This is a genomic window from Blastococcus sp. PRF04-17 (genome assembly GCF_023016265.1).
Taxonomy (GTDB): domain Bacteria; phylum Actinomycetota; class Actinomycetes; order Mycobacteriales; family Geodermatophilaceae; genus Blastococcus_B.
Genome location: NZ_CP095412.1, coordinates 2,249,140 through 2,275,983, shown reverse-complemented (window position 1 = coordinate 2,275,983; position 26,844 = coordinate 2,249,140). Strand labels below are relative to the sequence as shown.

Sequence of the window (26,844 nt, the reverse complement as noted above, 5' to 3'; positions counted from 1 at the left end):
GTCCTCCTTCCAGGAGTCGTTGCGACGACCGGTGGTCATGACTTGTTCTCGCTCAGCCAGCCGCGGAGCATGGCCGCGACCTCGTCGGGCTTCTCGCTGACCATCGTGGAGATCTCGGAGCGCACCTTCTGCCGCTCGGCGGCCTCCAGCTCGAGGGCGCGGTTGTCGGGCTTGGCCTCCTCGCGGACGCTCTGCACCCGCATCCGGTCGAGCTCGGCGAGCATGTCGTCGGTGAGCTCGAGGGGCTCGTACTCCTCCTCGATCTCGACCTGGCGACGCGAGCGCAGCCACACGACGAGGACGACGAGGGCGATGCCGGCCGCGATGCCGCCGGTGCGGATCATCGACCACATCTGCTCGGCGGCCTCGGCCTCGCGGGCCGCCTCCATCTCCGCCGCGGCGGCGTCGGCCGCGGTGGTGTCGAAGGGCAGCGAAGCGACGGTGATGTCGTCGCCACGGGCCTCGTCCAGGCCGACGGCGGTCATCATCAGGTCGCGCATCTGCTGCTGGTTGAGGTTGCCGGCGACCGACTCGTCCATGACGACGGACACGGTCAGCCGGTTCAGCGCACCGGGGGCGCCCTGCACCACCTCGGTCGTCTTGCCGACGGCGTTGTTCGCGGTCGTCGACTCCTTGTTGTACGTGGAGCCGCCGCCGCCGGCGTTCGCGGCCGCGTCGGGCATGTTCTCCGGGCCGAGGACGCCGCCCACCGGGGTGCCGGAGCCGGTGTAGCTCTCGGTGGTCGTGCTCTCCGAGACCGGCGGCGTGCCCTGGTCGTAGGTGAACGTCTCCGACGTGGTCTCCCGCTGGGAGAGGTCGACGTCGGCGCGCACCGACACCACGGAGCGGTTGGGGCCGACGACCGAGTCGAGGATCTTCTGCGCGCTGGCCGACAGCCGCGCCTCGTACTCGGACTCGACCTGCGAGCGGGCGTCGCCCGCCGCGGCCGTCACACCGGTTCCGGCGGCCGCGAGCACCCGGCCCGTCGAGTCGGCCACGGTGACCTGGTCGGGGTCCATGTCCTGGACGCTGGAGGAGACCAGGTTGATGACCGCCTGGACCTGCTCGCCCGACAGCGACTTGCCGGGCCCCAGGTCGAGCAGCACCGACGCGGTCGGCTTGGCCGTCTCGGTCACGAAGACCTCGTCCTCCGGCAGCGCGACGTGGACGATCGCGGAGCGGACGCCCTCGATGGACTTGAGCGTCTTGGACAGCTCTCCCTCGAGCGCCCGCTGGTAGGAGACCTGCTGCTGGAACTCGCTGGTGGTGATGCCCTGCTCGTCGAGCAGCGCGTAGCCGGTGTCGGAGCCGGCCGGCAGGCCCTGGCCGCTCATGGCCAGTCGCAGGTCGTAGACCTTGTCCTTCGCGACCATGATCGTCTGGCCGCCGTCGGTGAGCTCGTAGGCGACGCCCTGGGCGTTGAGCTCGTCGACGATCGCCGAGGCGTCGGTGGAGGCGAGGTTGGAGAACAGCGGAGCCTGCGTGGGTGCGGTGATCCAGCGGAAGAAGAAGACCCCGCCGCCAAGCAGCCCGACGAGCAGGAGGCCGATGACGACCTTCTGCCCCAGGCTGATCGTGGAGAACGTGGAGCGGGCGCGCTCCATCGTCCCGGCGAGTGCCGACTTCATCAGACAGGCATCCTCATGATCTCGTTGAAGGCCTCAACGGCCTTGTTCTTGAAGGTCACGACCATCTCGGTGGCGAGGGATGCCTCGTTCCTCGCGATCATGTAGTCGTGGACGTCGCGCAGGTCGCCCGTGGCCGCCTGGGCGGCGAGCTCGTCGGCGGCAGCCTGGGTGCCCTGCAATTTGTCGAACGAGGCGGCGAGCACCGCCGCGAAGCCGTCGGCCCCCTGGGCCTGCGGAACTCCGTCGGTGGCGCCGGCGACACCGCTGACGGCGCCGACGCCGACGGGCAGCATCCCGCCGATCGGGGAGGTCATGGTCAGCCCTTCCCGAGCTGCAGAGCAGCCTGGTAGGCACTGGTCGCCCGCTCCACCACGGCGAGGTTCGCCTGGTAACCACGCTGAGCCATCATCAGCTGGGTCATCTGGTCGGACAGGTCGATGTCCGGGTACTTGACGTAACCGTCGGCGTCGGCCAGCGGGTGGTCGGGCTGGTAGACCATGCGGCCTTCGGCGTCTCCGAACTCGGCCCGCGCCACCCGCACGCCACCGTTGCCGGACCCGTAGTCGACCGACTGCGCCACGATGAAGCGCTCCTGGAACGCGTTCTCGTTGGTGCGGGTCACCGTGTTGATGTTGGAGATGTTGTCCGAGACGGCGTCGAGCCACTTGCGGTGGACCATGAGGCCGGACCCGGAGATCCCGAACGTGTCGAAGATGGCCATGTCAGGACGTCCTGAGGGCCGTGCGCAGCGAGTTGTACTTGCCGTCCAGGGCGTTGAGCGCCAACTGGTAGCGCAGCCCGGTCTCCGTGGCGATCAGCGTCTCCGCGTCGAGGTTCACGTTGTTGCCGTTGGTGTTGGTCGGCTCCAGCGAACGCAGGGTCGTGCCGCCGTTGATCTCCGGGGTGTCACCGCCGCTCAGGGCGCCGCGCAGCGATGTCTCGAAGTCCACACGGCCGGCCAGGAAGCCGGGCGTGTTGACGTTCGCGATGTTGTCGGCGGTGACGCGCTGGCGCTGAGCCAGGCCGGAGAGGCTGGCGTGCAGCGCCGCAGGCGTGATGTCGCCGATCACGGGAGTGGTCGCCGACGGGTGCAGCAGGACACGATCGACCTCCGGGTATGCGGAAGGCACTCGCGAGCGAGTGCGGGGTCCGCCGATCCGTGGCGATGTGGTGCTGTCCGTGCTCTCCACTCATCGGCACCCGGCCCTCGCGGACTGACCGCTCGTCGCCCACACGAGGGACAGCAGGGCCGGGCGGGAGCGGCGTGGCCGGTGTGACCAGCGGTGACCTCGCCGTGTCCCGCGGTCTACCGGGGCGGCTGAGTTGGCAGCTTCCGCCCGTCGGTCCGGTATCGGCGACAGACGCTGGGCGAGAACGCACAAAGACCCCGTCGTCGGCGCGTGCGCCGGCGGACGGGGTGGGGGACTGGCTGGAGGCTCGGCTCAGAGCGCCTTGTCGATGAACGACGCGACCGGCCGCGGCGGTCCGAAGGACATCCGTGCGGCGACGTCGCGCTGCCGCTGCGACTGGGTGATCCGCTCGATCAGCGCCTCGGCGACGGCGAGCTGGTGCTGCAGCAGCCGGGCGGCCCGCTCGCGCAGGTCGTCGGGCACCGGGCCGAGGTTGGAGGGCGGCACCCAGTCGTCCGAGCGCCGTCCCCAGGCGGCGATCTCCTCGGCGCGCCCCTGCGCCATCGTCCGCTCGGCCGCCAGGACCTCGCCCTCGAGGTGGTCGAGGACGACCGCCCAGTTCACCGTCGGCGTCTCGCGACCGGTTCCCCGCCCGCCCTCGAAGGGTCGTCGGCCGGTCACGGCGTACTGCCGGCCAGTGAGGCCGCGGCCTGCCGCCACGCGTCGCGGAGCGGCTCGACCACCTGGCGGCAGGAGGAGATGCGGTTGGTGTCCAGCTTGACGTTGGCCTGCACGAGCTCGCCGATGAGCCAGTTGTAGAGCGCGGCCAGCCGCGGTCCGCCCTCCCATGCGTCGACCTGCAGGCTCGACAGCAACTCGAGGACGATGGCCTGCGCGTGCTGCAGCTGCTCGCTCGCGGCCTCGCGCTCCCCGGCGGCCACGGCCTTCTGCGCGCGCTCCAGGTCCAGGGCGAGGCGGTCGTACAGCATCACCAGCACCTGCTGCGGCGAGCTCGTCGCGACGGCGTCGCCGAGGTAGCGGGCGCGGAGGGATGCGGCACTCATGGGGGTGTCTCCTGGAACGTGGGGAAGAGCGTGCAGGTGTCAGCGAGATCAGGACCGCGAGGGCATTGCGTTGATCTGCCCGGCCAGCCAGGTCGACTGGTTCTTCAGCGAGCTCAGGGCCGTCTCCATGGCCGTGAACTGCCGGGTCAGCGTCTCCTTGCGCTTGGCCAGGCGCAGGTCCCAGTCGGCGATGCGGGCGGTGTAGTCCTTGGCCAGCGAATCCTGTCCGTTGGCCAGATTCACCAGCGACCCGGTGGTGCTGTCGGAGGCGGCCTTGGCCACGTCGAGGAGCCGGGCGACCAGGCCCGGGACCGCGGCGACGTCGTCCGTGCCGCCGACCACGCCGTCCGGCCCGTTGCTCGCCACGGTGCCGACGACCATGCGCTGCACCAACGCCGGGTCGTCCTTGAGCGCGGTGCCGAACTTGGCCCTGTCGAAGGTGACCTTGCCGTCCTTGGTCAGCTCGAGGCCGAGCTTGGCCGGGGACCCGTCGGCGCCCACCGCCTTGGACGCGGCGTCGAGGATCTGGCCGGCGATCGACGTCACCGCGTACTCGCCCTTGAGGGCGGCGGTGCTGCCCGGTGCGCTGCTGGTGTAGGTCCTGATCGTGGTCAGTGCCGAGTTCACGGCGTCGACCAGCGTCTGCATCTTGGTGGCGACCGCCTCGGAATCGGCGGCGACGGAGACGGTGACGGCGGAACCGTCGACCTTCGAGATCGTCACCGACACGCCGGGCATCAGGTCGGCGAAGGTGTTGCTGGCGGACCTGGCCTGCACGCCGTTCCCGAAGTCGAGCGTGGCGTCGGCGCCGGTTCTCAGGGCGGTGAACCCTGACCCGGCGGCCTCCTCGGACTCGGTGGCGCTCTTGACGATGAACCGGCCCGCCTCGCCGGACGCCGTGCTCACCAGCTGGAGGCGGTGCTCGGTGGGGCTCAGGCTGACGATCGTGGCCTTCACGCCGAAGTCGGTGGCGTTGATGGCGGTGACGGCGTCGGCCAGGCTGGCGCTCGGCGGGACGTCGATGGTGCCGACGACGGTGGTGCCGTCGGCCTTGCGGATCTGGATCGGCCAGGCCGGCTCCTGGTCGCGGACGCTGCCGGTCGTGGTCGTCCACTGGCTGTTGCTCAGGACGGTGTGGGTCGCGGCGAGCGCGGAGGGCGTGAACGTGAGAGCGGTCCCGGCCGCGGCGGACGTGGTCGCGCTGGCGGTGACGGCGCTGCTGTCGGTGGTCGCCTTGCGGCCGGCGGTCACCGCGGTCGTGGTCAGCGCCTCCGCGGCGGCGCGCACGGCGGCGATGGTGGTGTTCACGGTCCGATAGGCCGAGGCGGCGAGCTGCGTGGCGCTCAGCCGGGTCTTCAGCGAGGTCTGCGTCCCGGCCTCCGCCTTGAGCAGCTGGTTGATCAGGGACGTGGTGTCCATCCCGCTGATGAGGCCGTCGACGCTCATGCTCATGGGGTCTGCAGCCTCCTGGGACGGGATCGGGGGTGCGGGTGAGGGGGAGGCCGGTGGCCTCCCCCTCGCCCGGGCGGTGCTACGCGCGAGTGCTCAGGTGCGGGTCGTTCAGCCGCGCAGCAGGGACAGGACGCCCTGCGAGGCCTGGTTGGCCTGCGCGAGCATGGCGGTGCCGGCCTGGGACAGGATCTGGTTCCGGGTGAACTGGACCATCTCCTGGGCCATGTCGGCGTCGCGGATGCGGCTCTCCGAGGCGGTCAGGTTCTCCACCGCGACGTTGAGGTTGTTGATGGTGTGGTCGAACCGGTTCTGGATGGCACCCAGGTCGGCCCGCTGGGTCGACACCTTCTTGATCGCGGCGTCGAGGGCGGTGATCGCCGCGGTGGCACCGCTGGCGGCGGTGAAGGTCGGGGTGGCCGAGGCGATCTGCTGGGCGGAGGTGCCCAGCGCGTAACCGTTGGCGCCGGTGAAGCCGGCGACGGCCTCGGTGACGCTGAAGGTGATGGTGGTGGCCGTACCGGCGGCGAACGGGCCGGTGGTCAGGCCGAGGGCGGCCTGGGCGGCGTTGTTCAGCAGGGTGCGGGCCTGTGCACCGGTGGTGGCGGTGCTGTAGTCCACCGAGCTGAGGTCGAAGCTCTTGCCACCGAAGTTGATGGTGCCGTCGAGCTTCATGAACGAGGCGACGGCCACGGCGCCGGTGGCGTCGAGGTAGTCGTCGCCGGCGGCGAGCTCGGTGAACAGCAGCGAGCCGGCCGCGGCCGCACCGGCGTTGGTCGTGGTGACCCGGCCGGCCGCGGCGGCGCCGTTGGTGAACGCACCCACACCGGTCACGTTGACCCCGGAGACACCCAGGCCGGCGGCGTCCATGCCCGAACCGGGCGAGCCGATGTTGACCGTGATGGTCTCCCCGGCGTTGGCGCCGACCTGGAAGAGGGCCTGGAAGCTGCCGTCGAGGAGCTTCTTGCCGTTGAACGTGGTGGCACCGGCGATCCGGTTCAGCTCGGCCTTGAGCTGGCCGATCTCCGACTGGATGTTCGCCTGGGCGTCGGTGTTCAGGCCGCCGGTGTTGCCGGCCTGGACCGACAGGTCGCGCATGCGCTGCAGGATGCTGTGCGTCTCGGTGAGCGCACCCTCAGCGGTCTGCACGACCGAGATGCCGTCCTGGGTGTTGCGGACGGCGACCTTCAGGCCACCGATCTGCGACCGCAGACCCTCCGAGATCGCCAGCCCGGCCGCGTCGTCGGCGGCCCGGTTGATGCGGAACCCGGAGGAGAGCTTCTCGAGCGACTTGCTCATCTGGCCGTCGGTGACGGACAGATTGCGGTACGCGTTCATCGCCGCGATGTTGTTGTTGACGCGCAGACCCATGATGTTCCTCCTTGGATGGGGTCTAGCCGGAGTCCCGCTGCATCCGTGCTGCGGGCCGTGCAGAGGTCTCGGTGGGTATTACGGCGGCGGGGCCTCCACCTTGAGGCGAACCGGCCCATTTCTCGGTCACGTTCACCCGCCCCTGGCGTTCGTGTTGCCCAGCAGCGCGAGGACGTTCCGGGACGGCGATGTGGCCTGCGCGAGCATCGCCGTGCCGGCCGGGGCCAGGATCTCGTTGCGGGTGGACATCACCCTCTCCTGCGCCATGTCGGCGTCGCGGACCCGGCTCTCCGAGGCGGTCGGGTTCTCGACAGCCACCTCCAGCTCGGCGATCGTGTGCTCGAACCGGTTCTGGAGTGCGCCGAGGTTCGCACGCTCCCAGGAGACCGTCGCGATCGCGCTCACCGAGCCGCTGGTCGAGCCGAAGGTCGGTGTGGCCCGGGCCAGGTCCGCGGGGAGTCGCTCCGCGTCGTCCCCAGGGAATCGGTGTACCCAGGCACGGCGTCGTGGACGTAGAACTGGAGCGCGTCCGTGGCCGGGGGCGTGCGGAACGGCCCGGTAGGGAGGCCGAGGGCGGCGGTGGCCGCCGCGTTGAGCTGGGCGAGCAGGTCGTCGCTGTCGACGGTCCCGCGGTACCGCTCGGTCCGTGGCACTCGAAACAGCTCGTCATAGGTGGATATGAAGTCGAACCGCCGACCGCCCCTGTTGCTCTCGTCCGGGGGCGTCGCTCAGGCGGTCTGCGCCGCGGCGCCGGCCACCGGCCAGCCCGAGCGCTGCCGGGGGAGGGCCGTGGGCGTCGGCGCCCGCCTGGCGACCCGCTCGACGTAGGACCGCTGCTGGTTGCGCGCGCGGACACCGCCGTCGGCCGGAACCGCCTTGCCGTCCCACACCTCGCTCATCGCGGCGTGCAGAAGGGTCAGGGCACGCGCTCGCATCTGCGAGACCCGCGAAAGGGTCACACCGAGGTCTTGGGCGATGTCGGTCAGTGATTCGTCACCGAAGAAATTGCGCTCGATGACCTCGTCGAGGCGGTCCGGCAGTGCCCGGATCGCGTCGTTGAGGTAGCGAGCCCGTTCGCCCCGCAGCACGGCGCGCTCGGGGGACTCACCCGTGTCGGGCAGGTCGAGCGTCGAGCCGTCCTGACCGGCCTCGGCGTCGATGCTCACCATCACGGCACGGTGGACGTCGACCTGCAGGTTGTCCAGCTCGCTGCGCGGGACGCCGAGGCTGGTGGCGAGCTCCTCACGGGACGGCGGTCGGCCCAGGGAGATCGTCAGGGCGTCGGCGGCGGCATCGCTGCGACGGGCCGCGGCTCGTACCGAGCGGCTGGCCCAGTCGCCGGAGCGCAGCTCGTCGAGCACGGCTCCCTGCAGCCGGGCCAGGGCGTACGTCGCGAACGAGGCGCCGGCCGACGGGTCGAAGCGCTTGGCCACCTCGACCAGCGCCACGTGAGCGCAGGAGAGGAGGTCGTCGCGGCTGACGTGCCCCGGCAGCGAGATGCGCGCGGCGACGGCGTTGACCGCGAACGACGCCAGCGGCAGGTGCTCGGTGACCAGTGCGTCGATCTCCTCCTGCGAGCGGGTGCGCGCGAGGTGCGGGGTCCGACCGGTGGCTGGGCGCTGTGGTTGCGACCGCTCATGCGTCGGCCGCTGACGCAGGGGCCGCGAGGTCGCCGGTGCACGGGCTGGGCTCACGTCCTTCTTCTCGGCTGACCCGGGGGCGCTCGGCACCGCCCTCGGCACATTTCCTTCCGAACTCGAGCACGTCTTCCCGCTTCGGCTTGAGGCCCCTCCGCGGGGTGCCGATGGCAGCAGCGACGAAGGCGCCCCGGAGACGGATGGGCGCCGGACGACGGAAGGGCGGTGGACACGTGGACTACCAGCACCTGTCGACATTGCTGTGGCGGGAGCAGGAGCTCCTGGACCTGCTGCTGTTCAAGGCGGAGGAGAAGCAGTACCTCATCCTCACCGGGAAGACGCGGTGGCTGGCGCGGATCGCGCACGAGATCGAGGTGGTCCTCGAGCAGCTGCGCACGCTGGAGGTCGAGCGGGCCGCCGCCACCGAGGCGATCGCCGTCCAGCTCGGCATCGGCGCCGACCCGTCGCTGCGCCAGGTGTCCGACGCCGCCCCCGCCCCGTGGAACGACCTCTTCGCCAAGCACCACGAGGCGCTGCTGGTCCTGGTGACCGACCTGCGCAGCCTCTCCGACACCAACCGCGAGCTCATCGAGGGCGGCCTGGCCGCCATCGGGGACGCCCTGGTGCAGACCAAGGCCCCCTCGGCCGGCACCTACGGCTCGACCGGTCGCACCGACGACGGCTCCCACCGGGCCGTGACGCTGGACGGCGCACTGTGAACGAGCTCGCGAGTTCACCGATGGGCACCGGAGCGGTGCGAACGCAGGCGACGAGCGCCAGCGAGGAGTCGAAGTGAGTACGTTCTCGGCGCTGAACGCGGCCACGACCGCGCTGTGGGCGCAGCGGCGCGCGCTCGACGTGACGGGGCAGAACATCGCCAACGTCAACACCGAGGGCTACTCGCGGCAGCGGGTCGACCTGAAGGCCATCGGCGGCAGCGCCGTCCCGGCCTTCTTCTCGACCAGCCCCGGGATCGGCGCCGGCGTCAATGCGGACGCCGTGTCGCGCATCCGCGACGCCTTCCTCGAAGGGCGCGGTCACGTCGAGCACGCCAACAGCGCTCGACTGGTCGCGGAGACCGAGGCCTACGACCTGGTCGAGCAGTCGTTCCGCGAGCCGGGGGACACCGGCATCCAGAGCCTGCTCTCGGACATGTGGAAGGGCTGGCAGGACGTCGCCAACAACCCCAAGGAGCCCGCCGCGCGCGGCCAGGTGCTGCAGCAGCTGGAAACCCTGGTCGGCGGCATCCACTTCAGCCAGGCGTCGCTGGGCGCGCAGTGGGGTCAGACGCGGGAGAACCTCGAGGTCCTGGTCAAGGACGTGAACGCGGCCGCCACGACCATCGCGCAGCTCAACAAGGCCATCCGCGGTGCCACCCAGAGCGGGCTGCCCGCCAACGACCTGGCCGACCAGCGGGACCTGCTGGTCATGAAGCTCGCCGACCAGATCGGCGCCACCACCCGCCCCGGCGAGGACGGCATGGTGGACGTGATCGTCGGCGGCATGTCGCTGGTCTCCGGTACGGCCGCGAGCCAGTTCGCCGTCCAGGGCCCCAACGACCCGAACCTGATCACGCCGACGGACAAGCCGCGCATCGTCACGGCCTCCGGCGGGTTCACCGTGGCGGCCGGCGGCACCGCCGGCGGTCAGCTCTCCGCGCTCAACGTGATCCTGCCGGGCTACCGGGGGCAGCTCGACCGGCTCGCCCAGGACCTCGCCGCCGCCCTGAACACCGCCCACACGACGAACGCCTACGACTCGCTGGGCAACCCGGGCACGCCCCTCCTGGGGTCGTCGGGCGGACCGATCACTGCTGAGTCGCTCCGGGTCCTGATCACCGATCCCGCACTGGTGGCCGCCTCGGGCGTGCCGCCGACGGCCGGCGTGCCCGCGGTCGACAACACGGTCGCCGACCGGATCGCCCAGCTCCGGCTGGAGCCGCTGGGTGTCGACGCCTCCTACCGGAAGATGATCGTCGAGCTGGGCGTCCAGGCGGCGGTGTCGAAGCGGAACCTCGGCATCCAGAACGTGATCACCACGCAGGTGGACGCGGCGCGGGAGTCGGTGTCCGGGGTCAACCTCGACGAGGAGATGACGAACATGCTGTCCTTCCAGCACGCCTATGCCGCCGCGGGCCGCATGGTGACCGCGATCGACCAGACCCTGGACGTGCTCATCAACCGCACCGGCATCGTGGGCCGGTGATCTGAGTGCGCATCACCCAGCGCGCCGTCGCGCTCACCAGCCTCCAGGGACTCAACCGCAACCTCGACGCCGTCGGCAGGCTGCAGCACCAGCTCACCTCCGGTCGCCTCATCAATGCGCCGTCGGACTCGCCGACCGGCACGAACAGGGCGATGCAGGCCCGGGCGGAGATCGCCAGCGTCGCCCAGGAGGCGCGCAACATCAGCGACGGTCAGAACTGGCTGGAGCAGACCGACTCCACGCTGCAGAACATGATCAACATGACGCGGAAGATCCGCGACCTCACCGTCCAGGGCCTCAGCAGCGGGAGCGGTTCCGAGGCCAGCCGCTCGGCGCTGGCCACCGAGGTCGCGTCCCTGCGCGAGGGCCTGCTCACTCTCGCCAACACCAATGTCCAGGGCCGTCCGCTCTTCGGTGGGGTGACCCCGAACAGCAAGGCATACGACAGCACGGGCGCGTACGTCGGGCTGGCCGGCCCGCCGGTCACCCGGCGCGTGTCGGAGACCGAGGTCCTCCGCGTCGACACGACGGGGCCCGAGGCGTTCGGCACTCCCGGCGACGATCTGTTCGCCGTGGTCGCCCGCATCGCCACCGACGTGACGACGTCCCCGGCGGCGCTGGAGACCCACCTCGCCGACCTCGACGCGATCATGAACACGATGTACAAGGCGGTCGCCGACGTCGGCGCGCGGGCCAACCGGCTCGACGGCCTGGCGCGGATCAACTTCGACCGGTCCCTGGCCCTGAACTCGCGGCTGGCGGAGACGGAGAACATCGACCTGCCGAACACGATCATGCAGCTGGAGATGCAGAGGGTCGGGTACGAGGCCGCACTGGCCGCGACGGCGAAGGCGATCTCGCCGACCCTCCTGGACTACCTGCGCTGATGACCGCGTCCCTGCTCCGCACGCCCGCGCCGCGGGCGGCCTCCGCGCACGCCCCCGCGCGGATGCCGGCCGCCGTGCAGGCGATCGCCCTGTCCGAGCCGCTCCCCGGCTTCCCCGGGCACCGGGAGTACGTCCTCGTCCCCGCGGAGGAGGGCGGGACGCTCTTCTGGCTGCAGTCCCTGGCGCCGGACGGTCCCCGCTTCCTCGCCGTGCGCGCCGGCGCCTTCTTCCCCGACTACGCGCCGGTCCTGCCGATCGCGGTCTGCGACGAGCTCGATCTCGCCGACGTCGCCGAGGCGCAGCTGTTCTGCCTGGTGACCGTGCTCGACGGCGACGTCGCCACCGCGACTGCCAACCTGCGGGCGCCGCTGGTCGTGCATCCGGACACCCACCGGGCCCGTCAGGTCGTCCTCGTGGACGGCACGCACCCCATCCGGCAGCCGCTCATCCGATGAATCCGTCGGCGACTGTGGCATCGTGCAGCCGCCGGCTCGACCAGCACCACCGGAACGACCGCGCCACCAGAACACCCCCGCCCCGGCGGGACGCCAAGGACGGCCACCACACCACACCCATGGAGGGGTACTCGTGCTCACACTCACCCGCAGCGTCGGCGAGACGATCCGCATCGGCGACGACATCGAGGTCCACGTCGTCGAGGTGCGCGGCGGCACCGTCCGACTCGGGTTCAAGGCGCCCCGCGAGGTGGCGATCCACCGCGAGGAGGTCTACCGGCAGATCGCCGAGGCGAACCTGCTGGCAGCCCAGGTGACGGCCGACAGCCTCGGGGCGCTGGCGGCGTTCGCCCCTCCGCCGTCACCGGGGTCGGCCGAGGTCGACGGGGAAGCGGCCCCCATCTCCGCAGGCGGCTCCGGCGGCTCCGCACCCGCGGATGGGACCACCGGCTGACACATCTGCACGGCTCCGGCCGGCCCCCTTTGGGCAAAGGCTGCTGTGTGTCCGCAAGGGCGACCCGAGAAGGGGGCGACACGGGCAACATCTGCCGAAGTAATGGTCCACAACTGCGTATGACACGGCGAGTGTTGTCGGGGTCGATGCCGAGGCGATAGGGCAGATTTCTCCCCAAGCAAGTGACAGGGGGCGATCAGCATGGAACGCAGTGCAACCAGCGTGGCGGCATTCGACGCGCGGAGCGGCGAGCAGGCCGAACAGGCCGAGCAGGAGAGCGTGGTCGTCCACGTCCAGCTGCGCCCGCGACGCGGTGCCACGCGCAAGTGCCTGGCCGCTCTCGCCGCCCTCGCGACCGAGCACGACCAGGTCGCGTTCGGCATCACCGGGCTGAGCAAGGACGACCGGGTGGTCCGGGTGACCGTCGGAGTCGACCTCGGCCCGCGCACCGCCGTCGCCAAGTTCTCACCACAGGCCCAGGCCGCGTACGCCTTCGTCAGCGCCCTCTTCGCCACGCTCTACGACCACATGCCGGTCTACACCGCCGAGCCCGGCGAGGCCGAGCGGGCCGCGGCCGCCGTGCTGCTCGAGCAGGCGCCGTACGGCGTCTCGGCCGCCGATGTCGTGGAGGGCCTGCCGGCGACGTCCGCCGCCGTCGTCCCGGCGCCGCGGTCGCCGTCCCACGGTCTGGGCGAGAGGGTTCCGGCCTGAGGGCCCCCTCCCGAGCAACTTCCGGGTCTCCTTCCCCGAGATCCTCCTTCCCCGTAGTGCCCAGGAGTACCGGTGTCCGATCGCGCCACGTCCTTCCCTGTCATCACCCCGACGTCCACCGCCACCGACAACCGCAACCGTGTTCGTCAGCCGCTCGTCTTCGGCGGCATCCCTGAGTCCGAGGGCTGGGCGCTGGCGCCCATCACGCCCCGCGACCGGGTGCACTTCCGGGTGGACCGCGAGCTGCCCCTCGACCGGTTCCGCGCCGACCTGCCTGCCGGGGTGACCGTCACCTACGACCAGGGTGAGGGTCTCTACCGGGTGGACGGGGTCCCTGGGTCGGCCTCGGTGCTGGCCGACTGGATCCGGGCCTGGGCGGCGCGGCACGGGTCGTCGACGGTGGGCCTGCGCGCCGAGACCGATGTCCGCCGCCGTACCCCCCGAGACCTCCCGCCGGAGTTCCTGGCCGACCTCTGCCGGCACTACGGGCCGGTCAGCCTCAAGCGGCTGCAGCGCAACATGAGCACGATCCGCCTGCACCTGCCCGATCCGGACGACCTGGGCCAGCAGGTCTACGAGTGGATCCTCAAGGCCGTCAGCCAGTACGACGAGAGCAAGTCGGTTCCATTCGGAGCGTTCCTCGCGACCCAGCTCTCCAAGTGGGTGCACGACCTCGGCCGCAACGCCCACGGGCGCACCGCGGCCGACACCGAGCACAAGCAGCAGAAGGCGATCGCCGCCTTCATCGCCGAGCACCAGCGGCGGCCCAGCGAGAGGGAACTGGCCGCCTACATGGGGCAGAGCGTGGCGACCCTGCGGCGCAACTCCCAGACCGTCGCGACGCTGAACGGGCTGCGCAACCTGCAGTCCCTGGACGGCGGACCGGACGCCACCGAGATCCTGCTGCCGGACTCCTCCGAGGCGCCGGACGAGATCATGGGCGAGGCCGAGCAGACGCTGCTCTCGCACGCGCTGACCGCCGCCTGCGCGCCGGACCCGGCCGCCCGCCGGGACCAGCGGGCGGGCCAGCCCAATGTGCTCGGGTGGGCGACGTGGTACCTGACCACGTGGGGTGGGCAGACCAAGACGCAGCTGTCGGCCGACCTGAACACCTCGGTGCGCAACATGAACGTCTACGCCGACCGGGTCGAGCTCGCGCTCAAGGACCGCCTCGCCGAACTGGTCGACTGACGACCGAAACCGCGGTTCCGGCTCGTCCGGCCAGGCGCCGAAACCGCGGTTTCGGCTCGGTCACCTCCAGGACCGGAGCACGTCCCGGGCGACGACGCCCTCGCGCACCCGCTGCGGGTGGTCGCCGACCGGCACCTCGGCCAGCACGTCCGCCGTGGCGTAGTCGATGACGACGACCGCGTCCTCGCCGCTGACCGAGACCCAGCACGTCTCGCCGTCCGGGCCGTTGGTCGACCAGTACGGCTTCTCGCCGACGTCGACGAGCGCGTGGTGGGCCGTCGAGCGGTCGACGATCGCCGCGTAGCCGTCCATCGTCCCGGCGGCGCAGAGCGTCGTGCCGGAGGCGTTCATGGTCATGCCGTGGTGCGCGGAGTCGAGCACGTAGTTCTCGCGCGGCTCGGTGGTCCGCTTCGGGAGGTCGACGACCCTCGTGACGGCGCCGACGGCGGGCTCACCGGCATAGGTCGTCGTGCCGTCGATGTCGGGAGCCTGGGTGTCGAACTCGATCCAGCCGTGGAAGAACGACACCTGCAGGTAGACGTACCGCTCGTCGGGTGCCAGCGTCATCGGCCGGACCGCCGACTCCATGCCGGGGTGGCCGGCCTCCTCGAGCTCGCGGCCCATGTCCCAGCGGTGCTCGATCGACAGGTCGTCGGTGCGCACGGTCTGGAGGTACCGCTCGCCCTTCTGCGTGTCGTACGGCTCGCGCAGCACCGGCCGGTCGACCGGGGTGTAGACGCGGCCGATGCTGGCGTGGAAGACCCGCTCGCCGTCGGCCGTGTAGTTGTTCTCGTGCGGGCTGTCGCCGCTGGGGAACTCGCCGGTCTTCTCGCCGGTGAGGATGTCGAGCTCGTGCACCTTGTTGGCGGTCGAGTCGCTGACCAGCAGCCGCGTGCCGTCCGGCGAGACGCCCATGTGGTCGGAGCGGTAGCCCTCCATCGGGAAGCGCCAGACGACGTCCCCGGAGGTCAGGTCGATGCCCACGACGTCGGCGAAGCTCGGGCGGCTGACCGCGAGCAGCCGGCCGTCGTGCGTGGTGAACATGTCGTCGGTGTACTGCGCGTTGCCCTCGCCGATCGCCGCCTGGATGGCGAGGTAGAAGGCCAGCTTGTCGGGGCTGGCGAGGATCTCGGCCATCCGCTCCGCGCGGTCGGGGATCGTGTCGATCGTGGTGATCGGCCGGTAGGTCCGTGGATCGACGACGGTGGCGGTGCCGTCCCAGTTGTTGCCGACGAACATGACCTCCCGCGGCGGAGCGGAACCGCCGGGCGCGCCCTGGGCGGTGGCCGCTCCGGTGGTGACGGCGGTCGTGGCGAGCGTGGCGGCAAGAGCAACGGTGGCGGTGCGGCGCATCGAGCGTCCTCCTGGCATCGGCTTCGGAATGGAAACGCCGGGCTCGCCCTGCGGTTACGCAGCGGGTTCGCCGATCGCGGCCGGAAATCGTTGCGACACGGGTCGATCGACGTCTCCCGCTGCCGATATCCACCACGTGACGCCTCGTCCCCGCACCCACCGCTCCGCCGGGGCAGCGGACCACGGCGCGCGGACTCAGGGTGCCCGGACCCGCGGTGTGCGGCCCGTCCCCGGCGGACACCCGTGAGCGCGCTGCCCGCCGGCGGCCGCGCTCCCGAGGTCCTGGTCCCGTACTGGCTGGCCGGCCCGCAGCGAGCCGAGCTCGCGACCGCGGTGCGCGCCGCGCTGACCGGTCGCTACGTCCACCCCGTCGCCGCGATCCACCTCGAGGACGTGCTGACCGAGCTGCACGTCGCCGCGGCCCGCGACGCCGTGTGGCCGGCACCCGCTGCGCGGGTCCGCCTCGCCACCGGATGGGACGACGACGTGCTGCCTGTCCGCCTGAGCGCGGCCGAGCTGGCCGGCGTCCTGGCGCTCCCCGACCTGTCCGACACCGTCCGGGCGACCCTCGACGGAGGTGCGGACGGCTGATGGAGACCCGGTTCGGTGGAGGCTCCGCCGGCCTGCTGCAGCGCCTGCGCACCTCTCGCGTCGAGGTGTCGGACCTCCGAGCGGTCGCCGATGCCGTGCTGCCCCGGCTGGCCACCGCGCAGCTGAGGGTGGACGTCGTCTCGCGCCCCGGCGCGGGCTCGCTCGTCGTCCTGGAGGAGGACGAGCGGCGCACCCGCGTGCACCTGAGCGAGCTGGCCGACGAGATGAGCAGTTCCGGGGTCGCACCGACCCAGGAGGGCATCGCCGATGCGCTGTCGAGCTGGGTCGCCCACCGCCCGGTGACCGACGCCGCGGCGGCGAGCTCCGGGATCGCCGTCCTCGATTGGCGCGATGCCGCGCGCACCGCCGTCGGCTGGCGGCTGGTCGTCCGCCGGGACGACGTGGTCGTTCCCTGGGCTCCCACTGCCGCGGCCGACGCGGACGCCGCCCGGTCGGCGGCCCTCGAGCGGGCGCAGGAGGTGGCGCTGGACCTCAGGGTCGAGGGCCCGGTCGCCCTCTGGTCGCATCCGGACGTGCCGCTGCTGGCCACCTCGTCGCTGGTGGCTCCCCGGCGCATGCGTGCGGCGATCGCGGCGGCCGGCCTGACTCTGGACGACATGCACGTCGTGGTGACACGCAGCGCCCGGTTGCGTGCGCCGGAGCGGCCGTCGCCGCCCGCCTGGCCGGGGAGACGACGGAGGCCAGCGTCACGCTGCCGTGGCACCGGGTCGGCGACCTGCCCTGGCTGTAGCCGCCGGTTCAGGAGATGTAGCCGTACTCCCAGTGCCACGGCTCCGGCTTCTCGCCGCCGGGCGCAGCCCAGGTCGGCTGCACCCATCCGAAGCGCCCGGCGTTTGCCACCATCCAGTTCCACTGCGGTGAACCGGCGACGTTGATGCCGCCGCACAGGTCGACCGCCAGCGCCCAGCCGTGGTTGGACGTGCCGGGCCAGGCGGCCAGCGCCGGCTTGCGCGCGTACGCCGACACCTGCGACGCGTAGGACCGGTAGGAGTCGGTGATGCACAGCCGGCTGCCGAACGCCTCCTGGAAGGCCTCGCTCATCAGCTTGTACGAATGGGCCGCGTCGCAGCGCAGGGCGTGCCGGTAGACCCCGAGCTCGCAGAGCGCGTCGCCCGGGATCCGCCCGTTGGCGTAGCCGCCCCAGGCCGGGCTCGGCGCCTTGCCCGGCGGGGGCGGGACCGCGCCGCAGTTGCCGGCCCGGCCGTCCAGGGGCAGGGGCGGATTCGAGGCGGCGGGCGTCGGGAGGGTCACCCGGGTCGCCGACGACCCGGGCACGAGGTCGCGGACGCCGACTTGCCCCGTGGCGGCCGAGGCGCTCAGCACGTCGCCGTCGCCCAGGTAGATGCCGACGTCGCGGCCGCCGGGCGAGAACACCAGGTCGCCGGTGTTCAGCTGGGCCGCCGGCACGGGCGCCCCCACGGCCCACTGCTCCTGGGGGTTGGTCGGGAGGGCGTACCCGGCCAGCAGCCAGGCGCTCGCCGCGAGGCCACCGCAGTCGTAGGTCTCCGGGCCGGTCGTCGCCGGCGCGAAGGGCTTGCCGAGCTGGGACAGTGCGGTGCTGACCGCCGCGACCGTCTCGGCGGGCAGCACGGTGACCGGGCTGCTGCCGATCACCGCCCAGGCGATGCCCGGAACCGGCCGGCGGTCCGCGTCCAGCGCCGGGGACAGGCCCATCGGGAGCTGGGTGGCATCGGACAGCTCCGCCGCGGTGGGCAGCCCGATTCCGGCGTCGTCCAACCGGGCCAAGTAGGTCTGCCAGCGGGCCATGGCCTGCTGGTTGCGCGCCTGGGCCGCCCCGCCGACCGGCGCGCCGAGCCCGGCGAGACGGGCGGTCACGGCGGTGCCGAGACCGCCGATCTCGTCCCGCACCTCCGCCAGCACCTGCGCCGCGCGGGCGCTGACCTCCTCGACCGCCGCCGCGGCCGTGGCGACCCGGGCGGTCGCCGTCTCGAGGGCCGCGACCGTGCGCTCCGCGCGGACGACGGTGCGCTCGAGGTCCCGGTCGGCCCGGTCGGCCACGGCCTGGTGGAACAGCACGTCGGACGTCCCCGAGGCGTTCCGCACGTCGAGCCCCAGGAGCGGATAGCGCTCGACCGGAGCAGACGTGTACAGCTCGGCCGCGCGCGAGCCGACGGCGACGCGCGCCGCGTCGACGCGCAGCTGCGCGGCCTCCTCGGCCAGCCGGGCCTGCTCGAGCTCGTCGGTCCGCCGGGAGAGCTCCTGCTCGAGCTGTCGGTACTGGCCGGCCTGGGCGAGCAGCGTGCTCTGCGCGGCGAGCGCCAGGGTGGTCACGTCGTCGGTGCCGCCGACGCCTCCGTCCGGGCTGCCGGACAGCGTCATCGCGGCTGCGGCCGGCATGAGCAGGGTGCTCATCGCGACCACGCCGATCCGGGTCCGCCATGAGGCCCGCGGCCGATCCCGACGGCCGGCCGCGGCACGACGGGCGGCCGGCTTCTTCCGGGCTGTGCGACGCGCCGGCGGACGTCCCTTCACCGATGCGCGCGGACGCGGGGCGGCCGGGGACCGGCCGGTGCGGGCGGCCAGGCCCGCGGCGGATCGGACCAGCTCCAGCTGCGCCGCGGTGAGCGTCTCCCCGGCGGCGGCGCGGGCACGCAGGGCGAGGGCCTCGCGCAGGACAGCGGTCTCGCGGGCACTGAGCGCCGGCCGCTTCACCTGCCCGGACGGGGACGTGCGGGAGGACGTGCGTGGCGCAGGCACTGCGGCGTCCCCCGGCGTCTCGTCGTCCTACCTGGCGGGCTCCGGCTGCGGGTGCAGCAGGAGCGGTCGCAGGTGGCATCGACGTGCCGAGGGGGACCGCTGAACGGGTCGACTCCCCGTCTCACCCCTCCGGGTGAGGGTGAAACTCCGTTCCGGCGGACGTCAGGGCGCCCACCAGGCGCCGTGCCGGTGGACCAGCGGGATGCGTAGCTCCCCGCCGTCCTCGGTCGAGATCACGACCTCGACCTTGGTGATCCGCTGGGGCGGGCCGTCGTCCTGGGCCTCGAGCAGTTGTCCGGTCGCCAGGGGCATCGGAGGCATGACGAGGACGTCGTCGCCGGACGGCGGCTCGGTCATGGTCGTCCCTCCTGGATCCGTGGGCGCCCCCACCGTAGGGGCGTCGCCGGGACCGCACACGGGCCGGGTCACCGGCTCCTGCTGGAGACAGCGGCCCGGCCCGGGGGCGGGGTGCTCAGCGGTTGCTGATGGGGACGAACTCACGCTCCGTGGCGCCGGTGTACAGCTGCCGCGGCCGGCCGATCTTCGTCGACGGGTCCGCGATCATCTCCCGCCACTGGGCGATCCAGCCGGGCAGCCGGCCGATGGCGAACAGGACCGTGAACATCCGGGTCGGGAAGCCCATCGCCCGGTAGATGAGGCCGGTGTAGAAGTCGACGTTCGGGTACAGCTTGCGCTGGACGAAGTACTCGTCGCTGAGCGCGATCTCCTCGAGCTGCTGGGCGAGGTCGAGCAGCTCGTTGTTGCCGCCCAGCTTGCCCAGGATCGTGTCGGCGGTCTTCTTCACGATCGCCGCGCGCGGGTCGTAGTTCTTGTAGACGCGGTGCCCGAAGCCCATGAGCTTCACCCCGGGCTCCTTGTTCTTCACCCGCTCGACGAACCGGGGGATGTTCCCGCCGTCGCGCTTGATCGCCTCCAGCATCTCCAGCACCGACTGGTTCGCGCCGCCGTGCAGTGGGCCGAAGAGGGCGTTGATGCCCGCCGACACCGAGGCGAAGAGGTTGGCGTGCGAGGAGCCGACCAGCCGGACGGTGGAGGTGGAGCAGTTCTGCTCGTGGTCGGCGTGCAGCGTGAACAGCATGTCCAGCGCACTGACCATGTCGGGGTCCATGTCGTAGGGCTCGGCCGGGAACCCGAACGTCATGCGCAGGAAGTTCTCGACCAGGCCGCAGGAGTTGTCGGGGTACAGGAACGGCTGCCCGACCGACTTCTTGTACGCGTAGGCGGCGATGGTGGGCACCTTCGCCAGCAGCCGCATGGTCGAGATCTCGACCTGCTCCTCGTCGAAGGGGTCCAGGGAGTCCTGGTAGAAGGTCGAGAGGGCGCTCACCGCGGAGGACAGCACCGGCATGGGGTGCGCGTCGCGGGGGAAGCCGTTGAAGAACTGCTTGAGGTCCTCGTGCAGCAGGGTGTGCCGTCGGATCCGCTGATCGAACTCGCCGAGCTGGTCGGCGGTGGGCAGCTCGCCGTAGATCAGCAGGTAGGTCACCTCGAGGAAGCTGGCCGAGCTCGCGAGCTGGTCGATGGGATACCCGCGGTACCGCAGGATCCCGGCGTCACCGTCGATGTAGGTGATCGCCGACGTGCACGAGGCCGTGTTCACGAAGCCGATGTCGAGGGCCACCTTGCCGGTGGTGGCCAGGAGCTTGCTCGTGTCGATGCCGTCGGACCCCTCGGTCGCGGGGATCACGGGCAGGGGCAGTTCGCCGCCGTCATAGCGCAGGGCTACATCTGTCTCGGTCACGCCTTCGGACGCTACTGCGCCGACGTCCGAGGTGCCCCCTCAGCGGAGTGCGAGGGCGCGGATTCCGCGTCCCTCGCACTCCGCTCGGCTGTTCAGGGGTGGGTCATCGAGAGGACGTCGAGCGCGTCGTCGAGCTGCTGTTCGGTGAGCTTGCCCTGCTCGACGTAGCCCCGCTCGACCACCACCTGGCGGATGGTCTTCTGCTCCCTGAGGGACTGCTTGGCCACGATCGCGGCCTCCTCGTAACCGATGTACTTGTTCAGCGGCGTGACGATCGACGGCGAGGACTCGGCCAGCTCGCGGCAGCGCTCGACGTTGGCGGTGATGCCGTCGACCGTGCGGTCGGCGAGGATCCGGCTCACGTTCGCCAGCAGCCGGATCGACTCGAGCACGTTGCGGGCCATCAGGGGCAGCGTCACGTTGAGCTCGAAGTTGCCGGTCGTGCCGGCGAAGGTCACCGCGGCGTCGTTGCCGATGACCTGGGCGGCGACCTGGATGGTCGCCTCGGGGATCACCGGGTTCACCTTGCCGGGCATGATCGAGCTGCCCGGCTGCAGGTCGGGCAGGTAGATCTCGCCCAGGCCGGTGCGCGGCCCCGAGCCCATCCAGCGCAGGTCGTTGGCGATCTTCACCAGGCCGACGGCGATGGTCTTCAGCTGGCCGGACGCCTCTACCAGCGCATCCCGGGAGCTCTGCGCCTCGAAGTGGTTGCGCGCCTCCGAGAGCGGGAGGTCCATGTCGGCGGCCAGCTTCTCGATGATCGCGGCGGCGAACCCGGGCGGGGTGTTGATGCCGGTGCCCACCGCGGTGCCGCCCAGCGGCAGCTCGCCGATGCGCGGCAGCGACGCCTGCAGGCGCTCCACGCCGTACCGGATCGCCGCCGCATAGCCACCGAACTCCTGGCCGAGCGTGACGGGCGTGGCGTCCATCAGGTGGGTGCGGCCGCTCTTCACCACCTCGGCGAACTCCTCCGCCTTGCGGTCGAGCGAGGCCTCGAGGTGCTGGAGGGCAGGGATCAGGGTGACGACGATCGCCCGGGTGGCGGCGATGTGGATCGCCGACGGGAAGACGTCGTTGGACGACTGCGACGCGTTGACGTGGTCGTTGGGGTGGACCGCCCTGCCCAGCGACTCGGTCGCGAGGGTCGCGATGACCTCGTTGGTGTTCATGTTGCTCGACGTCCCGGAGCCGGTCTGGAAGACGTCGATCGGGAAGTGCTCGTCCCAGTCGCCGCGCGCGACGGTGGCGGCGGCCTCCGAGACCGCGCCGGCGATGTCGGCGTCGAGCACGCCGAGGTCGGCGTTCACGGTCGCGGCCGCACCCTTGATCGCGGCGAGGGCGCCGATGAGCTCGCGCTCGATGGGCGTGCCGGAGATGGGGAAGTTCTCGACGGCGCGCTGCGTCTGGGCCCGCCACTTCGCCCAGGCCGGTACGCGGACCTCCCCCATGGAGTCGTGCTCGATGCGGTACTCGGCGGCGTCCTGACCCACGGTGTGCTCCCGGGTGGTGTGGATGGTGACTGTGCTCAGGGAGGGACCCTAGACACCCGTGAGGGGCCGTCCGGGTTCCGGTCCTGGCGGCGCGGGCCGATGACGGCAGAGCGGACGCCTCTCCCGGCGGCCGTCCCCGATCACAGGAGCTCCCGATGGCCCAGCCGACCACTCCTCCCGACGGCGGCACGCCGGCGCCCGAGCCGTCCCACCCGCCGTACGACGGCGGGGTGCCGATCGCCGACGGCGGGACCGTCTGGACCGCACCCCCCGCACCCTCGTGGACGACGCCGTGGCCGCCTCCCGGCGAGGCGCCGGCCGCGCCGATCCCGCCGGCGCCGTCGCGGAAGTCCGTCCCGCGCGGGCCCGTGGTCCTCGCACTGGTGGCGTTGGCCGGGGTGCTCGCGGGTGCCGTCGGTGCGGCCTTCCTGGTGACGGCGGTGTTCCTGGGCAGCGCGCAGGACATCGGTCGGGAGATCGCGGCCGAGGTGGGACCGGAGGTCGCCCGCGAGGCCGGCGACGGGGTCGTCGACGCCCTCGGCGAGATGGGGCTGTCGATGCTGGGTGAGGGGTTCGCCGACGAGGAGTTCGGGGGACCGATGGGGGAGGAGATGCCTCCGGTCGAGCAGCACCCGGCTGTCGAGCCCGGCGAGCTGGGCCCCGACCCGGTGCTGAACCAGTACGCCGTGGACTGCTTCGGAGGCGACCTGCAGTCCTGCGACGACCTGATGTACGAGTCGCCGCCGCTGTCGGACTACGAGCAGTACGGCCTCACCTGCGGTGGCCGCGTGAAGGCCTACATGGTCATGTACTGCACCGAGCTGGAGTAGCGACCGGTCGATGCGCCCGGATCCGACGCCCCGGGCGGGCGGTGGTGCAGGCCGAGGGTGTGGAGCCCTAGCATCCGCAGCACTGACGCACCGGCGAGGAGATCCCCCCATGTCACGACCGCCGTATCCACCGCAGGGCGGCAACGAGCCCGGGGGGGACGAGCCCGGATCGCAGGGCTGGCCGCCGCCGGGGGCGGACGACCCGACCCGGCAGTTCCACCCGCCGAGCGGACCGCCCAATGAGGGGCAGCGCGACCAGACGCAGCAGTTCGGCGCCCCCGGGCCCTACGGACAGCAGCCGCCGTACGGCCAGCAGCCCTACGGACCGCCACCCGGCCAGCCCTACGGCCAGCCGGGTCAGCCCTACGGCGCTGTGCCCTATGGCCCCCCGGGCCAGCCGCCGTACGGGCCGCCCGGGCAGCAGCAGTGGGGCCCGCCCGGCGGGCGGCCACCGAAGAGGGGCAGCAGCACCCTGATCGCGCTCCTGGTGGCCGGCGTCGTCGTCGTGGCCGCCATCGGCGTGGCGCTCTGGCTGCTGCTCGGCGACGACGACGCGTCGACGACGGCGAGCTCCACGACCACCGGCGAGACGACCAGCTCGAGCTCGGAGGAGACGACGTCGACGTCCACCAGCACGTCGACCTCGACCAGCGAGGCCGAGCCGACCGGCGCAGCCGGCATCCCGCCCGCGACCGTGACCCCTGACGGGCTGGGCGACGACCCCTTCCTCGACGAGCTGGCCCAGAGCTGCTACGACGGCAGCATGGAGGACTGCGACTCCCTCTACGGGTTCTCGGAGGACGGCTCGGTGTACAAGGCGTACGGGGACACGTGTGCCGGTCGCCAGCCGGAGGGCACCCAGGTCCTCTGCACGGTGGCGTTCTCCGGGGAGTGACGCGTGGTGTCCGATCCGTCGTCCGAGTCCTCGCCGGGTGTCCGGGCCTCCGACGCCGACCGGGACGCGGTGGTCGCCCGGCTGCAGGCGGCGCTCGGGGAAGGGCGGATCGACCTCGACGAGTTCGGCCAGCGGGCCGACGCGGCCTACGCGACGACGACCAGCGAGCTGGACGGACTGGTGGCCGACCTCCCGCGGCCGGGCGGCCCCCCGGTGGAGATCGTCGGCATGCGGGCGGCCGAGGAGCTGCGCAACGTCTTCGGTGACATCACGCTGACCGTCGGCGCGGTGCCGCCGCAGCGGGCCAGCACGGTCTTCGGTGACATCAGGATCGACCTGCGCCCGCTGCGCACCGACGCCGACCGCATCGACCTGTACCTCAGCACCGTCTTCGGCGACATCGACGTGATCGTCGCCGAGGGGGTGGACGCGGTGCTCGAGGGCCGGGCCTGGATCGGGGACCGCAAGGTCGACCTCGCGCCGGTGCGCCGGCTGGCCGGCACGCCGCTGGTCGTCGTGCACGCCCGGGCGGCCTTCGGCGACGTCAAGCTGCGCAGCCTCGCGCCGGGGGAGTCGCCGAGCAGGTGGCGGGCGCTGCTCGACCGGCTGGCGGCCCGGCCGCTGCCCCCGCTCCCGCCGATGCCACCGCTTCCGCCACCGCTTCCGCCGACGCCGCCGCGCTGGCCCTAGCTAGTTCTCCGGGCGGTCGAACGGCACGGCCGAGTAGGCCCGCAGCTTCTCGAGGGAGTGCAGGCTGTCGATGGAGCGGATCGTGCCCGACCTCGAACGCATGACCAGCGACTGCGTCGTGCAGCCTCCCGAGCTGTAGCGGACGCCGCGCAGGAGCTCCCCGTCGGTGACCCCGGTGGCGACGAAGAAGACGTCACCGCGGACCAGGTCGTCGATCCGCAGGACCCGGTCGAGGTCGTGACCGGCGTCGACGGCCTTCTGCCGCTCCTCGTCGTCCTTGGGCCAGAGCTTGCCCTGGAGCTCGCCGCCCATGCACTTGAGGGCGCAGGCGGCGATGATGCCCTCGGGCGTGCCGCCGATGCCGAGGAGCATGTCCACGCCCGTGCCTTCGCGGGCGGCGGCGATCGCACCGGCGACGTCGCCGTCGGTGATGAACTTGATGCGGGCCCCGGCTTCGCGGACCTCACTGACCAGCTGCTCGTGCCGCGGCCGGTCGAGGATGCAGACGGTGACGTCGCCGGGTGAGCTCTTCTTGGCCTTGGCGACCCGGCGGATGTTCTCGGCGACCGGTGCCGTGATGTCGACGACGTCGGCCGCGGCGGGGCCGACCGCGATCTTCTCCATGTAGAAGACCGCCGACGGGTCGTACATGGCGCCGCGGTCGGCGACGGCCATGACCGCGATGGCGTTCGGCATGCCCTTGGCCATCAGCGTCGTCCCGTCGATGGGATCGACCGCGACGTCGCACTCCGGCCCCTGGCCGTCGCCCACCTGCTCGCCGTTGTAGAGCATCGGGGCTTCGTCCTTCTCACCCTCGCCGATGACGACGACGCCCTTCATGCGCACCGTGCCGATCAGCGCGCGCATCGCGTCGACCGCGGCGCCGTCCCCACCGTTCTTGTCGCCGCGGCCCACCCAGCGGCCCGCCGCCATGGCCGCTGCCTCGGTCACCCGGACGAGCTCGAGGGCGAGGTTGCGGTCGGGGGCCGGACGGTCCGAGCGGAAGCTGCTGCTCGCGGGGCGGTGGCCTTCGGGGACTGGCAGCGACACGGGACCTCCTGGAGAAGGACCTCGTCCGTCCACCCTTCGCGGGCTCGGAGCGGGGCGCGGAACGGGGCCATGGGACGACACGGCGGGTCGACGAGGTGGGGGGGCTTGCCTGCGATCCTAGGGGCATGACCGGAGTCGGCCCGACGAGCCAACGCCCGCATCCGTCGCAGGACGAGCCCGGGGTGGCGAGCCCGACGCCCGCGGCCGCGCCGTCCGCGGCGATCGAGCGGGCCGGCCGGATGAACGCGGCGAACATGGTCCGGTCGCTGCTCCCGCTGGTCGTCATCTGCCTGCTGATCGCGGCCTGGACGGCGTTCCGGCAGAGCGGCGACACCGGGGTCCGGACCGTCGACCCCTCCACCACGGTGCAGCTAGCCGCGGCGCGGGCGAGCTACCCGTTGCTCGCGCCGGACGGGCTGGAGGAGGGCTTCCGGCCGACCAGCGCCCGGACCGACGCCGGCGACGCGCAGGACGGCGATCCGGTGACCCTCGAGATCGGCTATCTGACGCCGGGGGAGCGGTTCGCCGGTTTCGTGGTGAGCGACGACCGCCGCGCGGAACCGCTCGCCGACGTGCTCGACGGGGCGCGGGAAGAAGGCGCGGTCGACATCGGCGGCCGCACGTGGACGCGGTCCACCACGGAGAAGGGCGAGACCGCGCTGTCGGTCGAGGTCGCCGGCGCCGTCGTCGTCGTCTTCGGCTCCGCGGGGGACGACGAACTGGAGACGGTGGCAGCCGCGGTGGAGCCGTACAACGACTGACGGCTCCGGGTGTGGGCAATTAGGCGGCTGAGCCGACGAATGTGCCGCATGTCACAAGGTGGTATCGGCCGGGTGCGTCGCGTGTCGACACGCGCGGTCTCACGGGACTCTTCCGTCCCGTCAGTCCCGCGAGTCACACTCGCACCACGTCGAAGGAGCCCGCGATGCCCCCTCGTGACACCTGCCCCGGCAGCGACCACCGGCCCCCTGCCACCGGTGGATCGTGTGCCTGCGGCATGGTGACCCGGATTCCGAGCCGGAAGCCGGTGCAGTCCCCCACACGGCCGCTCGCCGCGCCGGACGTGCGCGACGCCCTCGCCCGGTGCCTCTACGACGGCCCGGGTGACCCCCTGGCCCACGACGTCACCGACCACCGACCGGACGACCTCCGGATGTCCGGCATCCTGCGCCGCCGCGCCGAGCGCATGATCACCGCGCTCGCCGCGGCCGGGTTCGTGGTCACCGCCGACGGCCAGTTGCAGCAGGCCGCCTGAGGCCGAG

General features: G+C 72.0%; 29 protein-coding genes. 13 read left to right on the top strand and 16 right to left on the bottom strand.

What is annotated here, in order from left to right; genetic code table 11:
* Positions 1-35: 35 nt before the first annotated feature.
* The 10 genes from fliF to MVA48_RS11540 form a co-directional block, all read right to left on the bottom strand.
* Positions 36-1,628 (bottom strand): flagellar basal-body MS-ring/collar protein FliF, encoded by a 1,593-nt coding sequence (fliF, locus tag MVA48_RS11590; protein WP_246988972.1) that lies wholly within the window; start codon positions 1,626-1,628, stop codon positions 36-38.
* Positions 1,628-1,942, bottom strand: a complete 315-nt coding sequence (fliE, locus tag MVA48_RS11585) for a flagellar hook-basal body complex protein FliE (protein WP_246988970.1) — start codon at positions 1,940-1,942, stop codon at positions 1,628-1,630. The genes fliF and fliE overlap by 1 nt, the downstream gene beginning before the upstream one ends.
* A 2-nt stretch (positions 1,943-1,944) precedes the next feature.
* Positions 1,945-2,349 carry a flagellar basal body rod protein FlgC gene (gene flgC, locus MVA48_RS11580; protein WP_246988968.1) on the bottom strand — a complete coding sequence of 135 codons (405 nt, stop codon included), beginning with the start codon at positions 2,347-2,349 and terminating at the stop codon, positions 1,945-1,947.
* Between the two features lies 1 nt (position 2,350).
* Complete coding sequence (locus MVA48_RS11575; protein WP_246988965.1) at positions 2,351-2,698, bottom strand: flagellar basal body rod protein FlgB; 348 nt, start codon at positions 2,696-2,698, stop codon at positions 2,351-2,353.
* 372 nt (positions 2,699-3,070) lie between these two features.
* Positions 3,071-3,439: a hypothetical protein gene (locus MVA48_RS11570; protein ID WP_246988962.1), complete on the bottom strand. Its 369-nt coding sequence runs from the start codon at positions 3,437-3,439 to the stop codon at positions 3,071-3,073.
* A complete protein-coding gene (gene fliS / locus MVA48_RS11565) occupies positions 3,436-3,822 on the bottom strand; it encodes a flagellar export chaperone FliS (protein ID WP_246988960.1) in 387 nt (128 codons plus the stop codon). Before fliS ends, MVA48_RS11570 begins: the two co-directional genes overlap by 4 nt.
* Before the next feature lie 48 nt (positions 3,823-3,870).
* Complete coding sequence (gene fliD / locus MVA48_RS11560) at positions 3,871-5,268, bottom strand: flagellar filament capping protein FliD (protein WP_246988958.1); 1,398 nt, start codon at positions 5,266-5,268, stop codon at positions 3,871-3,873.
* A gap of 114 nt (positions 5,269-5,382) precedes the next feature.
* Positions 5,383-6,642, bottom strand: coding sequence for a flagellin N-terminal helical domain-containing protein (locus MVA48_RS23765; RefSeq protein WP_305852315.1), 1,260 nt, complete (start codon positions 6,640-6,642; stop codon positions 5,383-5,385).
* A 132-nt stretch (positions 6,643-6,774) separates the two neighbouring features.
* The gene (locus MVA48_RS11545) at positions 6,775-7,047 is read right to left on the bottom strand and encodes a flagellin (protein WP_246988955.1); all 273 of its coding nucleotides are present in this window, start codon (positions 7,045-7,047) and stop codon (positions 6,775-6,777) included.
* A 323-nt stretch (positions 7,048-7,370) separates the two neighbouring features.
* A complete protein-coding gene (locus tag MVA48_RS11540) occupies positions 7,371-8,336 on the bottom strand; it encodes a sigma-70 family RNA polymerase sigma factor (RefSeq protein ID WP_246988953.1) in 966 nt (321 codons plus the stop codon).
* A gap of 176 nt (positions 8,337-8,512) precedes the next feature.
* Between MVA48_RS11540 and MVA48_RS11535 the strand changes: the two genes are divergently transcribed.
* From MVA48_RS11535 to MVA48_RS11505, 7 genes are all read left to right on the top strand, one after another.
* Positions 8,513-8,998, top strand: coding sequence for a flagellar protein FlgN (locus tag MVA48_RS11535; RefSeq protein WP_246988951.1), 486 nt, complete (start codon positions 8,513-8,515; stop codon positions 8,996-8,998).
* A 73-nt stretch (positions 8,999-9,071) separates the two neighbouring features.
* Positions 9,072-10,484, top strand: coding sequence for a flagellar hook-associated protein FlgK (gene flgK / locus MVA48_RS11530; protein ID WP_246988949.1), 1,413 nt, complete (start codon positions 9,072-9,074; stop codon positions 10,482-10,484).
* Positions 10,485-10,489: 5 nt separating this feature from the next.
* Positions 10,490-11,371 carry a flagellar hook-associated protein FlgL gene (gene flgL, locus MVA48_RS11525; protein WP_246988947.1) on the top strand — a complete coding sequence of 294 codons (882 nt, stop codon included), beginning with the start codon at positions 10,490-10,492 and terminating at the stop codon, positions 11,369-11,371.
* Entirely contained in the window at positions 11,371-11,826 is a 456-nt protein-coding gene (gene fliW / locus MVA48_RS11520) for a flagellar assembly protein FliW (protein WP_246988945.1), read from the top strand. The genes flgL and fliW overlap by 1 nt, the downstream gene beginning before the upstream one ends.
* Before the next feature lie 133 nt (positions 11,827-11,959).
* Entirely contained in the window at positions 11,960-12,280 is a 321-nt protein-coding gene (gene csrA, locus MVA48_RS24485; RefSeq protein WP_256461152.1) for a carbon storage regulator CsrA, read from the top strand.
* Between the two features lie 201 nt (positions 12,281-12,481).
* Positions 12,482-12,991 (top strand): hypothetical protein, encoded by a 510-nt coding sequence (locus MVA48_RS11510; protein ID WP_246988943.1) that lies wholly within the window; start codon positions 12,482-12,484, stop codon positions 12,989-12,991.
* A gap of 72 nt (positions 12,992-13,063) precedes the next feature.
* A complete protein-coding gene (locus tag MVA48_RS11505; RefSeq protein WP_246988941.1) occupies positions 13,064-14,182 on the top strand; it encodes a flagellar biosynthesis protein FliA in 1,119 nt (372 codons plus the stop codon).
* Positions 14,183-14,242: 60 nt separating this feature from the next.
* Here the strand turns inward: MVA48_RS11505 and MVA48_RS11500 are convergent, their stop codons facing one another.
* Entirely contained in the window at positions 14,243-15,535 is a 1,293-nt protein-coding gene (locus MVA48_RS11500) for a YncE family protein (RefSeq protein WP_246988939.1), read from the bottom strand.
* Positions 15,536-15,778: 243 nt separating this feature from the next.
* Between MVA48_RS11500 and MVA48_RS11495 the strand changes: the two genes are divergently transcribed.
* Positions 15,779-16,126, top strand: coding sequence for a hypothetical protein (locus tag MVA48_RS11495; RefSeq protein ID WP_246988937.1), 348 nt, complete (start codon positions 15,779-15,781; stop codon positions 16,124-16,126).
* Positions 16,127-16,885: 759 nt separating this feature from the next.
* Here the strand turns inward: MVA48_RS11495 and MVA48_RS11490 are convergent.
* The 4 genes from MVA48_RS11490 to MVA48_RS11475 form a co-directional block, all read right to left on the bottom strand.
* On the bottom strand, positions 16,886-18,865 hold the full coding sequence (locus tag MVA48_RS11490; RefSeq protein ID WP_246988935.1) for an NlpC/P60 family protein: 1,980 nt from the start codon (positions 18,863-18,865) through the stop codon (positions 16,886-16,888).
* Positions 18,866-19,027: 162 nt separating this feature from the next.
* Positions 19,028-19,222 (bottom strand): hypothetical protein, encoded by a 195-nt coding sequence (locus MVA48_RS11485; protein WP_246988933.1) that lies wholly within the window; start codon positions 19,220-19,222, stop codon positions 19,028-19,030.
* 115 nt (positions 19,223-19,337) lie between these two features.
* Positions 19,338-20,627: a citrate synthase gene (locus tag MVA48_RS11480; RefSeq protein ID WP_246988931.1), complete on the bottom strand. Its 1,290-nt coding sequence runs from the start codon at positions 20,625-20,627 to the stop codon at positions 19,338-19,340.
* 92 nt (positions 20,628-20,719) lie between these two features.
* Positions 20,720-22,117 (bottom strand): class II fumarate hydratase, encoded by a 1,398-nt coding sequence (locus MVA48_RS11475; protein ID WP_246988923.1) that lies wholly within the window; start codon positions 22,115-22,117, stop codon positions 20,720-20,722.
* Positions 22,118-22,272: 155 nt separating this feature from the next.
* Between MVA48_RS11475 and MVA48_RS11470 the strand changes: the two genes are divergently transcribed.
* The 3 genes from MVA48_RS11470 (at position 22,273) to MVA48_RS11460 (ending at position 24,532) form a co-directional block, all read left to right on the top strand.
* Complete coding sequence (locus tag MVA48_RS11470; protein ID WP_246988921.1) at positions 22,273-22,947, top strand: hypothetical protein; 675 nt, start codon at positions 22,273-22,275, stop codon at positions 22,945-22,947.
* A 109-nt stretch (positions 22,948-23,056) separates the two neighbouring features.
* Positions 23,057-23,842: a hypothetical protein gene (locus tag MVA48_RS11465; RefSeq protein ID WP_246989399.1), complete on the top strand. Its 786-nt coding sequence runs from the start codon at positions 23,057-23,059 to the stop codon at positions 23,840-23,842.
* Between the two features lie 3 nt (positions 23,843-23,845).
* Entirely contained in the window at positions 23,846-24,532 is a 687-nt protein-coding gene (locus tag MVA48_RS11460) for a DUF1707 SHOCT-like domain-containing protein (protein ID WP_246988919.1), read from the top strand.
* Here MVA48_RS11460 and glpX read toward each other — a convergent pair whose 3' ends face one another.
* Positions 24,533-25,582 (bottom strand): class II fructose-bisphosphatase, encoded by a 1,050-nt coding sequence (gene glpX, locus MVA48_RS11455; RefSeq protein ID WP_256461151.1) that lies wholly within the window; start codon positions 25,580-25,582, stop codon positions 24,533-24,535.
* A gap of 182 nt (positions 25,583-25,764) precedes the next feature.
* On the opposite strand from glpX, the gene MVA48_RS11450 reads away from it, so the two are divergent.
* Both MVA48_RS11450 and MVA48_RS11445 read left to right on the top strand, forming a co-directional pair.
* Complete coding sequence (locus MVA48_RS11450) at positions 25,765-26,343, top strand: DUF4245 domain-containing protein (RefSeq protein WP_246988917.1); 579 nt, start codon at positions 25,765-25,767, stop codon at positions 26,341-26,343.
* A gap of 266 nt (positions 26,344-26,609) precedes the next feature.
* Entirely contained in the window at positions 26,610-26,837 is a 228-nt protein-coding gene (locus tag MVA48_RS11445) for a hypothetical protein (protein ID WP_246988915.1), read from the top strand.
* The last annotated feature ends 7 nt before the right edge of the window (positions 26,838-26,844 follow it).